At 59.3% G+C, this 11,036-nt stretch carries 15 protein-coding genes and 1 pseudogene; all 16 read left to right on the forward strand.

Annotation, left to right across the window (positions count from 1 at the left end):
* Positions 1-130 precede the first annotated feature (130 nt).
* Positions 131-355: a hypothetical protein gene (locus tag Q0K17_RS08360; RefSeq protein WP_294542137.1), complete on the forward strand. Its 225-nt coding sequence runs from the start codon at positions 131-133 to the stop codon at positions 353-355.
* 158 nt (positions 356-513) lie between these two features.
* The gene (locus tag Q0K17_RS08365; protein WP_294542138.1) at positions 514-2,103 is read left to right on the forward strand and encodes a terminase large subunit; all 1,590 of its coding nucleotides are present in this window, start codon (positions 514-516) and stop codon (positions 2,101-2,103) included.
* Positions 2,104-2,194: 91 nt separating this feature from the next.
* Positions 2,195-2,668 carry a hypothetical protein gene (locus tag Q0K17_RS08370; RefSeq protein ID WP_294542144.1) on the forward strand — a complete coding sequence of 158 codons (474 nt, stop codon included), beginning with the start codon at positions 2,195-2,197 and terminating at the stop codon, positions 2,666-2,668.
* 5 nt (positions 2,669-2,673) lie between these two features.
* Complete coding sequence (locus tag Q0K17_RS08375) at positions 2,674-3,549, forward strand: phage major capsid protein (RefSeq protein WP_294542153.1); 876 nt, start codon at positions 2,674-2,676, stop codon at positions 3,547-3,549.
* A gap of 10 nt (positions 3,550-3,559) precedes the next feature.
* The gene (locus Q0K17_RS08380) at positions 3,560-3,814 is read left to right on the forward strand and encodes a hypothetical protein (RefSeq protein WP_294542155.1); all 255 of its coding nucleotides are present in this window, start codon (positions 3,560-3,562) and stop codon (positions 3,812-3,814) included.
* Positions 3,811-4,206 (forward strand): phage Gp19/Gp15/Gp42 family protein, encoded by a 396-nt coding sequence (locus Q0K17_RS08385; protein WP_294542157.1) that lies wholly within the window; start codon positions 3,811-3,813, stop codon positions 4,204-4,206. Before Q0K17_RS08380 ends, Q0K17_RS08385 begins: the two co-directional genes overlap by 4 nt.
* Positions 4,190-4,531, forward strand: coding sequence for a hypothetical protein (locus Q0K17_RS08390; protein ID WP_294542160.1), 342 nt, complete (start codon positions 4,190-4,192; stop codon positions 4,529-4,531). Before Q0K17_RS08385 ends, Q0K17_RS08390 begins: the two co-directional genes overlap by 17 nt.
* Positions 4,524-4,760 carry a hypothetical protein gene (locus Q0K17_RS08395; RefSeq protein ID WP_294542163.1) on the forward strand — a complete coding sequence of 79 codons (237 nt, stop codon included), beginning with the start codon at positions 4,524-4,526 and terminating at the stop codon, positions 4,758-4,760. Before Q0K17_RS08390 ends, Q0K17_RS08395 begins: the two co-directional genes overlap by 8 nt.
* A gap of 13 nt (positions 4,761-4,773) precedes the next feature.
* Positions 4,774-5,124: a hypothetical protein gene (locus Q0K17_RS08400; RefSeq protein ID WP_294542165.1), complete on the forward strand. Its 351-nt coding sequence runs from the start codon at positions 4,774-4,776 to the stop codon at positions 5,122-5,124.
* An 18-nt stretch (positions 5,125-5,142) separates the two neighbouring features.
* Positions 5,143-5,709 (forward strand): phage tail protein, encoded by a 567-nt coding sequence (locus Q0K17_RS08405; RefSeq protein ID WP_294542167.1) that lies wholly within the window; start codon positions 5,143-5,145, stop codon positions 5,707-5,709.
* A gap of 62 nt (positions 5,710-5,771) precedes the next feature.
* The gene (locus tag Q0K17_RS08410; protein ID WP_294542170.1) at positions 5,772-5,972 is read left to right on the forward strand and encodes a hypothetical protein; all 201 of its coding nucleotides are present in this window, start codon (positions 5,772-5,774) and stop codon (positions 5,970-5,972) included.
* Positions 5,972-6,367, forward strand: coding sequence for a DUF5361 domain-containing protein (locus Q0K17_RS08415; RefSeq protein ID WP_294542172.1), 396 nt, complete (start codon positions 5,972-5,974; stop codon positions 6,365-6,367). The genes Q0K17_RS08410 and Q0K17_RS08415 overlap by 1 nt, the downstream gene beginning before the upstream one ends.
* Positions 6,357-8,309 carry a hypothetical protein gene (locus Q0K17_RS08420; RefSeq protein ID WP_294542175.1) on the forward strand — a complete coding sequence of 651 codons (1,953 nt, stop codon included), beginning with the start codon at positions 6,357-6,359 and terminating at the stop codon, positions 8,307-8,309. Before Q0K17_RS08415 ends, Q0K17_RS08420 begins: the two co-directional genes overlap by 11 nt.
* Entirely contained in the window at positions 8,309-9,166 is an 858-nt protein-coding gene (locus Q0K17_RS08425; RefSeq protein ID WP_294542177.1) for a phage tail domain-containing protein, read from the forward strand. Before Q0K17_RS08420 ends, Q0K17_RS08425 begins: the two co-directional genes overlap by 1 nt.
* 2 nt (positions 9,167-9,168) lie before the next feature.
* The gene (locus tag Q0K17_RS08430) at positions 9,169-10,215 is read left to right on the forward strand and encodes a siphovirus ReqiPepy6 Gp37-like family protein (RefSeq protein ID WP_294542180.1); all 1,047 of its coding nucleotides are present in this window, start codon (positions 9,169-9,171) and stop codon (positions 10,213-10,215) included.
* A gap of 168 nt (positions 10,216-10,383) precedes the next feature.
* A pseudogene (locus tag Q0K17_RS08435) lies at positions 10,384-11,036 on the forward strand (hypothetical protein); the annotation flags it as partial.

Here is an 11,036-nt window from a genome sequence, read left to right on the forward strand (position 1 = left end):
AGGAGGGGCGGCCCTCCATTACCGTGGTGGGACGCCATGCAACACTGGCCATCAACCCGGAAACGGGCGTGATCGCCACCTGTTACCCGACCCATTCTAAAACGCGCAAGAAACTGGAGGCGCTCGAAACATGAAAATTGAATTGACGCCGCAGGAAGTGGCGTTGCTGGAAGCACGGAATATTGTCTTTGCACCCGGCCAGGATTATGCGGAGGATGACGCTCTGGCCCTGCTGGACGCGGTCCGCGATTCCGAAGTGTACTACTCCCAGGGGGAAGACGCCGAAACACAGCGGCTGTACAGCCAGTATGCCGCCCTGGGGGATAAGCTGTTTGCCCTCATCCCCGAAGCATAACAGAAACAGACCCACAACCACGATGCATCCGCACCGTGGTTTTTTCATGCGCTTTTGCAGTTGACTGCAAGGGCGATTTTCTATTTCAATCCAAACCTGTCGGGCTCGGGAGGATCCCGGCAAGCCAAACCACGCATAAGGGGGTGTGCCGTGCAGCTATGAGCACCGCAGCCGCCAAGACCAAACCGGCAGCAAGGAAAAAGGAACCCGCCAAGTCCAAGGCCGCCAAACCAAAAAAGACCGCTGCAAAAAAGCAGACAAGGGCACCCCGCAAAACCAAAACCGCCCCGGCGGAACCCCAGCCGGAACCACCTCAGCCGCGCCGGGGCCGCCAGACGCCCACCGCCTCGGTGGTGCTGCCCTATACCGATACCAAAGGCCAGGAAGCCGCTGACCTGTACGCTGCCACCGGGCGCACCGCCCAGGAATGGCAGCTGCTTCTTTTGTGCGACATCATGGCGGTGGGGGAGGACGGCCTGTGGGTGCATACCAAGTGCGGGTACAGCGTGCCCCGCCGCAACGGAAAAAACGAAGTGGTGGGCATGCGGGAGTTGTATGGCCTGCAAAACGGGGAGCACATGCTCCACACCGCCCACCGAACCACCACCAGTACCGCCGCGTCCCGACGGCTGGCCGCCCTGCTCAATGAGGCGGGTTTTACCGAGGTCATGCGCCCCAAGGCGGGGCAGACGTACAAAAAGAGCTACACCTACACCAAACAGATCGGCATGGAGTGCATCACCCTGCTGGATGAAGGTAGCGGCACCATCAGCTTCCGCACCCGCTCCGCCAAGGGAGGCCTGGGCGAAGGCTTCGACCTTCTGGTGATTGACGAAGCCCAGGAATACACCGACGAACAGGAAAGCGCCCTCAAGTATGTGGTATCGGACAGCGCCAACCCCCAGACCATTTTCTGCGGCACTCCGCCCACACCGGTCAGCTCGGGCACTGTGTTCTTCCATCTGCGCAATGACGCCCTGCAGGGCAAGACACAAAACACCTTCTGGGCCGAATGGAGCGTGGACCACCAGACCGATCCCCACGACGTGGAAGCCTGGTACGAAACCAACCCCAGCCTGGGCACCGTGCTTACGGAGCGGAAGATCGCCGATGAGATCGGCTCGGACGTGGTGGACTTCAACATCCAGCGCCTGGGCCTGTGGCTGCGGTACAGTCTGAAAAGCGCCATCAGCCAAGCCGAGTGGGATGCCCTGCAGTGCCAAAAGCTGCCGGGGCTGCGGGGCAAGCTGTACGCCGGGATCAAGTTCGCACACGACGGCAGCGGCGCCGCCCTCTCCATCGCGGTCAAGACGGCTACCGGCAAGATCTTCCTCGAAAGCATCGACTGCCGCCCTGCCCGCGCCGGCTGCGGATGGATGGTGGACTTTCGGGCCAAAGCGGATCTGGCCGGGGTGGCGGTGGACGGCGCGGGAGGCCAGCAGCTGCTGGCGGACGCTATGAAGGAGGCAAAACTCAAGTCCCCGATGCTTCCTTCGGTGCGCCAGATCATCGCCGCCAACGCTGCCTTTGAGCAAGCACTCTTCGCCAAGACCATCTGCCACATGGGCCAGCCCAGCCTGACACAGTCCGCCTCCAACTGTGAAAAGCGGGCCATCGGTTCGGGCGGCGGTTTCGGCTACAAGGCCATAAAAGAAGATGTTCACATCGAACTGCTGGACAGTGTAATCCTGGCCTTCTGGCAGTGCGCCGAAGCCAAGAGCCGCCGACGCCAGAAAATCAGTTACTGAAAGGTCTTTGCACCCTTGGGGTGCGGGGGCCTTTTTGTATATATCTCCCGATACCACCGGGCAATTTTGTGGGAAGAAAGGAAAGACAACTATGGCAGAATTTACACCCATCACCACCCAGGAACAGTTTGAAGCCGCCATCGCCGACCGCCTCAAACGAGAGCGGGAAAGTCAGGCCAAAAAGTACGGCGACTACGATGCCCTGAAGCAGAAGACGGCGGAGCAGGAACAGCAGATCGCCGCCCTGACCAAGGAAGCATCCGACGCCGCCAAGAAGTACGCCGGTTACGACAAGACCGTGGCCGAACTGAATGCCAAGATCAAGGGTTACGAGACCGACTCGGTAAAAACGCGCATCGCCCGTGAGACCGGCATTCCCTACGAGCTGGCGGGCCGTCTGACCGGTGAGACCGAGGACGACATCCGCAAGGATGCCGAGGGCCTTGCCAAGCTGCTGGGCCGGAATGAAAACCCGGCCTCGCCCCTGCGTGACACCGAGACCGGCGAACCCGACGGGGTCACCGCCGGCCTGAAAGATTTGCTGCACAAGATGAAAGGAGACTAAAACCTATGGCAACCAAAACTACTTCCGCGGGCCTGTTTTCCCCCGACCTGGTCAAGGACGTTTTCAGCAAGGTGAAGGGCCACTCCACCCTGGTGAAGCTGTCCGAACAGATTCCCGTGCCCTTCTCCGGCACCGATGTGATGACCTTCAACCTGGACGGCGAGTGCGCCATCGTGGGCGAGGGCGAACAGAAGCCCGCCGGCAGTGCCACCCACGGCAAGGTGAGCATCACCCCAATCAAGATCGTTTACCAGCACCGGGTGAGCAATGAGTTCCTGCGCACCACCGAAGAAAAGCAGCTGGATATTCTCAAGGCCTATAACGATGGCTTCGCCAAGAAGGTGGCCCGTGCCATCGACATCATGGCCATGCACGGCGTCAACCCGGCGGACCTGGAAGCCTCCGGCAAGATCGGCGAGAACCATCTGGACACCGTCACCTCGGTGCAGTACACCGAGGGCCAGCCCAAGGCGGCCCTCAACGATGCCGTGGCCGCCATCGATGAGAACGATGTCACCGGCTACGCCCTGTCCAAGGCCTTTGCTGCTGCCCTGGGCGACTACACGGTGAACGGCGTTCCCCAGTTCCCCGAATTTGAGATGGGCGGCAACCCCGGTATGCTGAAGGGCACCGCCTGCGACGTGAACACCACCGTCACCAAGGGCAACGACAAGGCCCTGGCCTATGTGGGCGACTTCAAGGAAGCCTTTAAGTGGGGTTACTCTGATGAGGTCCCCATGGAGATCATCGAATACGGTGACCCGGACGGCCAGGGCGACCTGAAGCGCACCAATGAGGTGGTGCTGCGCACCGAAGCCTGGGTAGGCTGGGGCATTCTGGACAAGAGCGCCTTTGCCCGCGTGGTGAAGTCGGAAGAGTAAGGAGGGCACCATGTACCAGTATAAGAACACCCGCACGGGGAGCATTATCCGCACCCACGGACAGCTGACGGGCGGTTGCTGGGAGCTGCTGGGCACCGCCAAACCGACCGGTCAGGAAAAGGAACAGCAGGCCGAATCTGCGACCGCCCCGGCGGCTGAAACGTCCGCGGCCAAGCAGGCCGCCGCCAAACCCGCCGCCAGGACCACCACCAAAAAGACGGCTTCCACGGGCACCAAGCCCGCCGCCAAGGGGAAAGCAAAATGATCTATGCCCAGGTCAACGATATCACCGCCCTGTGGCGGCCTATGAGCAGCCAGGAACAGGACCGGGCTGAAGCCCTGCTTCCGGTGGTCTGCGCTGCCCTGCGCACCGAAGCCCGCAAGCGGGGCCGTGACCTGGACGCCATGATCGCCGCCGATGAGGATCTGGCCGCAGTGGCCAAGAGCGTGACGGTGGATGTGGTGGCCCGGGCGCTGATGACCTCCACCGACCAGGAGCCCATGACCCAGATGAGCCAGGGCGCCGGAGGCTATACGGCCTCCGGTACCTTCCTGGTGCCTGGGGGCGGGCTGTTCATCAAGAAAAGCGAGCTGGACCGTCTGGGCCTGCGCCGCCAGCGGATGGGGGTGATTGAGCTGTATGGCAAGCCTGATTAAAGGCATTCCGGTCATCCTGTATGAACGCACCAAAACAGGGGCGGACCCCTTCGGCGCCGCCGAATACACCGAGACACCCACCACCGTGGAAAACGTCCTGGTCACCCCGGTGGCGGCGGACGCGGTGGTGCAGGATCTGCAGCTGTACGGCAAGCGGGCGGCCTATGAACTTTGCCTGCCCAAGGGGGACGCCCACCAGTGGGAGGACTGCCGGGTGGACTTCTTCGGCCGGAGCTGGCGGGTCTACACTCCCGCCCAGGAATATATCGAAGCCCAGCTTCCGCTGGACTGGAACAGAAAGGTCAGGGTAGAACGTTATGGCTAAAGTGAAAGTGGTGCTCAACCGCAGCGGGGTGCGCGCCCTGCTCAAATCGGAGGAGATGAAGACGGCTTGTGCCGAGGAAGCCCTGGCCATCCGCGCCCGCTGCGGCACCGGCTATGCTACCGATACCTACACCGGCAAGACCCGCGTCAATGCCATGGTGTGGACGGATACGGCCGAAGCCAAGCGGGACAACGCCGAAAACAACACTCTTCTGAAAGCCCTGAAATGAGGGTAAGGAACCCATGATCGAACTCATCGTCAAAGACTGGCTGGCCAAAAAGCTGGCGGTCCTCGTGTGCACGGAAGTGCCGGAGGGGCCGCCGGCTTCTTTTGTGGTTGTGGAAAAGACCGGCTCCGACCGCAAGGATCATATCGACTCCGCCGCTTTGGCCGTCAAGAGTTACGCGGACACCCTGTACAAGGCGGCCCTGCTCAATGAGGAAGTCAAGGCGGCCATGGACAGTTTGCCGGAACACCCGGCGGTCAGCGCGGCCAAGCTGAACAGCGATTACCCTTTCAACGATACCACTACCAAGCGCCGCCGTTATCAGGCGGTGTACGGAATCACCTATTTCGAGAACGCGGCCCTGTAACCGCGGGAAAGGAAACAGATGGAAAACAACAACGCACAGAATGTCACTACCGGCAAGCCTAAAATCGGCGGATCCGTGTTCCGGGCACCTTTGGGCACGGCTCTGCCCACCGATGCTACTACGGAGCTGAACCAGGCTTTCATCAACCAGGGGTATATCTCGGATGACGGCCTGACCAACGCCAACTCCCCGGAAAGTGACAAGATCAAGGCCTGGGGCGGCGATACCGTTTACAGCTACCAGACCGAAAAGCCCGACACCTTCCAGGTAAAACTCATCGAGGCAAAAAACGTGGAAGTCCTCAAGACGGTGTACAGCCCCGAAAACGTTTCCGGCACTCTGGAGGACGGTATCACCGTCAAGGTCAACAGCAAGGAAAACCAGTATTACGCCTGGGTGGTGGAGATGATCCTCAGCGGCAATGTGATGAAGCGCATCGTCATCCCAAGCGCCAAGATCACCGAGCTGGAGGAAATCGTCTACACCGATGAAGATGCCCTGGGCTACGGCATCACCATCGAGGCCACGCCGGATAAGGACGGCCAGACCCACTATGAGTACATCAAGAAAGGGGTGAGCGCCTGATGCGCCAGGTGACCACGAAAAGCGGTTTTTGCCTTGAGATTGAAGAGGAACGCCTGAAAAACATGGAGCTGCTGGACGCTCTGGCCGACCTGGATGAGGGCAACGGCGCCGCGCTGAGCACCGTGATGCGGCTGCTGCTGACCAGGGAACAGAAAAAAGCCCTGTACGACCATCTGCGCACCCCCGGCGGGACGGTGCCCATCGAGGCAGTGGCCGAAACGCTCCAGGAAATCTTCGAGGCCTGTCAGCCCGCAAAAAACTGATGACCCTCGCCGCCATGCTGGCCACCGATGCCGACGCTCTGACCTGTGATATGGCCGAAACCTACGGTGTTCTGGATTGGCACACGCTGCCGCTGCCGCTGGCGGCCGTGCTGGCGGCGGGGCTGCGGGAAACGTCCCGCATTCGGATGAAGATGAGCGGCGCCAAGGCTGACCCCGAGACCATGCTGCTGGCATCCATCACCGACCGGGTGGGACTGCTGGTGTGGCAGAACACCGAGGACGCCCGCCATGGCCGGGGATGCCCGCCGTCGGTGTTCAACCTGCTGATGGGCATCGAAAGCGGCCAGAGCGGCCCGGTGACCGGTTACGCTACACCGGAAGAGTACGAAGCGGCCAGGGCCCGCATCCTGGGAGGTGAAACACATGGCCACTGAACTGGCGAAAGCCTATGTGCAGATCATTCCTTCCGCCCGGGGCATCCAGGGCAGCCTGACCAAGGCCCTGGGCGGGGAAGCCGGTTCTGCCGGTACCAGTGCGGGCCAGACTTTCGGCTCCAATCTGGTGGGAAAGGTGCTGGGCATTGTGTCGGCGGCGGCCATCGGCAAGGCCCTGGCCTCTACCATCACCGAGGGCGCTGCTCTGGAACAAAGTATCGGCGGCATCGAGACTTTGTTCAAAGACAGCGCCGACACGGTCAAGGCCAACGCCGCGGCGGCCTACAGTACCGTCGGCATGAGCGCCAATCAGTACATGGAACAGACCACAAGCTTTGCGGCCAGCCTGCTGCAGAGCCTGGGTGGAGACACTGCGGCCGCCGCCAATATGGCGGATATGGCCATGCGGGATATGTCGGACAACTCCAACAAGATGGGCACCGACATGGAGCGCATCACTGACGCCTACCAAGGATTCGCCAAGCAGAACTACACCATGCTGGACAACCTCAAGCTGGGCTACGGCGGAACCAAGACCGAGATGGAGCGCCTGCTCAAGGATGCCCAGAAAATCACCGGCGTGAAGTACGATATCAACAGCCTGGCCGATGTGTACAGCGCCATTCACGTCATCCAGGGGGAACTGGACATCACCGGCACTACGGCCAAGGAGGCCGCTACCACCCTGTCCGGCTCTTTCAATTCCATGGTGGCGGCGGGCAAGAATGTGCTGGGCAACCTGACTCTGGGACAGGATATCACTCCGTCACTGCAGGCCCTGGCCCAGACCACCACCACCTTCCTGGTGGGCAATCTTCTGCCAGCCGTGTGGAACGTCCTAAAGGCGCTTCCCGGCGGGGTCGTTACTCTGGTGCAGGAGATGGGCACGCAGCTGGCAGCCCAGCTTCCGTCCTTCCTGGCGCAGTTCCAGAACGGTATGACCACCAATCTGATCAATGGCTTGAACACGGCTTTGCCGCAGGTGATCCAAAGCGGAACCGCCCTCCTTGCGGCACTGGGGCAAGGCCTTGCCCAGGGCATTCCGCAGCTTTTGGCTCAGGCTCTGCCGCTGATTTCGCAGTTCACCGGCAGTCTGCGGGCAAACTTCGGACAGATCGTGGATGCGGGCATTGACCTTATCCTCAACCTGGCCCGGGGCCTGATTGCTGCGCTGCCCACTCTTATCACCTATGTGCCCGGTATCGTGTCCGACATTGCCGGAATCATCAATGATAACGCCCCCAAACTTCTGGTGGCTGCCGGTCAGCTGATTCTCATGCTGGGGCAGGGGCTGATTCAGTCGCTGCCTGTCATCGTTGCCAATATGGGGAACATTATGCAGGCGGTGGCCGATGTGATCACCGCCGTCAACTGGTTGAACCTGGGCGGCCAGATCATCAAAACGGTGGGCAATGGCCTTGCCAGTATGGCGGGCAGCATTACCGGCGCCATGCAAAACAGCTTCAGTGGGGCAGTCAATTACCTGAAGAATCTGCCCGCTCAGGCAATGGCCTGGGGCAAGGATATGATTTCTGGATTCATCAAGGGAATTACGTCCAACATTGCTGGGGTGGCCAGCGCGGTCAAGAACATTGCTTCCACGGCGGCTTCGTATCTGCATTTCAGCCGCCCGGATGTGGGCCCGCTGCGCGAATACGAAAAGTGGATGCCTGACTTCCTGAAGGGAATGGCCCGGGGAATTGATGAAAACAAGTACCGGATGATCGGCTCCATGCAAAACCTGAGTGCTACAATGGCGTCTGCTTTGCAAAGTAGCCTATCCGGATTGCAAGTCAAGGTATCTGAGTCGGGCGCTGGCTATAATCCCGCCCCTGCATCCTTTACCCAAAATCTCATCTTCAACCGACCCATGCAGGCCCCGGACGAAATCGCCCGGACGGCCCGAATCGAGGCCACACGCGGATTGGCAGGAGGACGCTGATGGACAAGTATGTGGGTGCACGTATTGTGCGCAGCGATAACCGGGAACTGGTGGCCGACGGTACCGACTGGCTGCTGACCAAGATCAATGGTGCATCGGCACCAGGATATGAACTTTTCACCGAGGCAAACGCCACTGACGACGGTGAGACTGTTACCGGAAAGCATGTGAAGTCCCGGGAGCTGGAACTGCAAGCTACCTGTCTGGACGCTTCGGTCAATGACATCCTGCGCCGTCAGGCTATGGCTTTCTTCAATCCAAAGTACACTTACAAGGTCTACCTCAGCTATATGGGGACAACCCACTGGCTGTCGGCGGAACTGTATACCCACGATGTGCCCAGCCAGAAGCTTTGTGTGCCGCAGACCTGGTCGGTTACCTTCCTGGCTCCGGAATCCTACTGGCAAAGTACCGACGACTTCAACCAGGACATCGCCGCCATCACCCCGCGCTGGGGATTTCCATATATGGACCACCCGGACTATGGTGTGCTGGTGGATGTGGCCAACTTCTCCCGGCGGGTGGTGTTCGACTATGACGGAGATGCCCCGGCCTATCCCATCATTACAATTACAGCGGATGATACGGTGACCAATCCCAAAATCATCAAGGATGGCGCATATGTCCGTCTCATTGATACGCTGGAAAAGGGGGATGTCGTTCTTCTTACCACCAACCCGCGCAGGATCCGCATCACCAAGAACGGACAGAATGTGCTCAACAAAGTGGACCGGGCGAGCAATTTCACTGGTCTTCAGCTGCAGCCGGGTACCAACATTGTCAGTTATGAAGCTGAATATGGGGACAATAACCTCCATGTAGTCATCCGTTACAACAAACAGTATCTGGGGGTGTGAAGATGCAGTTGAAGGCGCTGGATTCAAGGTTTCAGACGCTGGTGGAACATTTGCCGTACTTCAATCTTCAGTGGACGAGAGAGTATTACACGGTGGGCCAGTTCAGCGTTCAGATTGCTGCAGCGGCCTACATGCCGGAAATGGCGTATCTGTACACCCCTGACCGCCCTGAGACTGGCATCATCCAAAAAGTCGAACTGACCGAAACGATCAAGGGCCGGTTTATCCAGTTGTCCGGCTATTTCCTGGAGGCCATCCTCAACGATAAGGCGGTCTATCCTACATACTATGCCTCAGGTTCCATTCCTGCTTCTGTAGTGGCAATGCTGCGGCGGTACAAGGACGACATTCCGCTGTTGACAGTGGCAGATGCCCCGGCAATCCGTACGGATGCCGCGGTCTGGCAGGAGACAGGCGGCCAGCTGGCCACTGTGGCCTATACCAAACTCAAGACGGTTCAGCACTCCCTGCGCTGCCGGTACAATTATCAGGCCAACACCATCACCGCCGAAGTCTGGCAGGGGCTGGACAGAACCCAAGAACAGACGGTCAATCCGTTTGTGACCTTCTCGGACGGGTTCGGAAATCTGACCGAGGTTGATGCCTCTACCGATACCAGCAACTATAAGAACTATGCCATTGTCTGTGGACAGGACCAGGCCGAAAACCGAAAGGTCGCATACGTCGATTTATCCGGGGGCGGATACAAGCGGATTTTGTACGTCGATGCCCGCAGCGAAAGATGGGACCCGGATAAACAGACAGAGGCAGAATATCTGGCCGGCCTGCAGCAGATCGGGCTTGACAAGCTGCTGGACTACACCATCATCATTAACGTGGATATTCAGGCCGCCGCTTCCGGTTTTGTTTACCTGCAGGATTGGGATTTGGGAGACCTGGTAGACGTGATTGTATCGGACATCGGCCTTACCATGCAAGCTCGCATTATCACCGTGCGCGAGGTGTTCAAGGAAGGAAACCACACCATTGAAATTGAGCTGGGCGACAAAAAGCTGACCCAACTCAAGAAAGCGAGGTTGATTTATTAAATGCAAAGCTACCCGTTCACTTCCGAAGTGACCTACGATCAGGAAGGGCTTCCGAAGTATGACCGAGCCGTGGACAGCAAATTTCTGAGAAAAGTTTTTTCCAACTATTTCTCTGACGGCGTTTTCTATAGCCCGACAAACGCGCTGCAGGTAGTGGTTGACACCGGCATGCAGGTAGCCGTAGAACCCGGAACGTGCCACATCCAGGGCGCCATGGGCATCGAAGAAACCCGGCGAACTTTGGTGGTGCAGGCATCCGAGGAGCTGGACCGAATCGACACAGTCGTGGCGCGGCTGGACGATTCCCGGAGCGTACGCAGCATTGACCTGTATGTGGTCAAAGGAACCGCCGCCGAAAGCCCGCAGCCTCCGACGCTGACCCGAGATGCCACCACGTGGGAGCTCGGTTTGGCAAACCTTTTCGTTGCCAAAAACACGCAGACTATTTCCCAGCAGCGCATCACCGACATCCGTCTGGACCCGGACCGTTGCGGGGTGGTGGCGGCCCCCATGGGAGACCTTGACACAGCCCCATACTTTGCCCAGCTTACCGCCGCGATTGCGCAGCACCAGACTGACGCTGAGGCGCAGATCAAGGCCCTGCAGGACGCCATCGAGGCGGTGGAAGGGGACAGCGCCTGGATGATGAAGGCCCTGTACGATCCCGAAAATAAAGGGCCGGAGCTTATGCGACATCCTATCGGATATATTTTCGACTGGGCCCCGGTTGAAGGACAGGAGATTGACCTGTCCACCCCCGAAAAGGTGGCACAGCATTTCGGATACGGTACCTGGCAGGAGATCACCGGGCGGTTTACCTT

The sequence above is a fragment of the uncultured Gemmiger sp. genome (assembly GCA_944388105.1).
Taxonomy (GTDB): Bacteria; Bacillota; Clostridia; order Oscillospirales; family Ruminococcaceae; genus Gemmiger.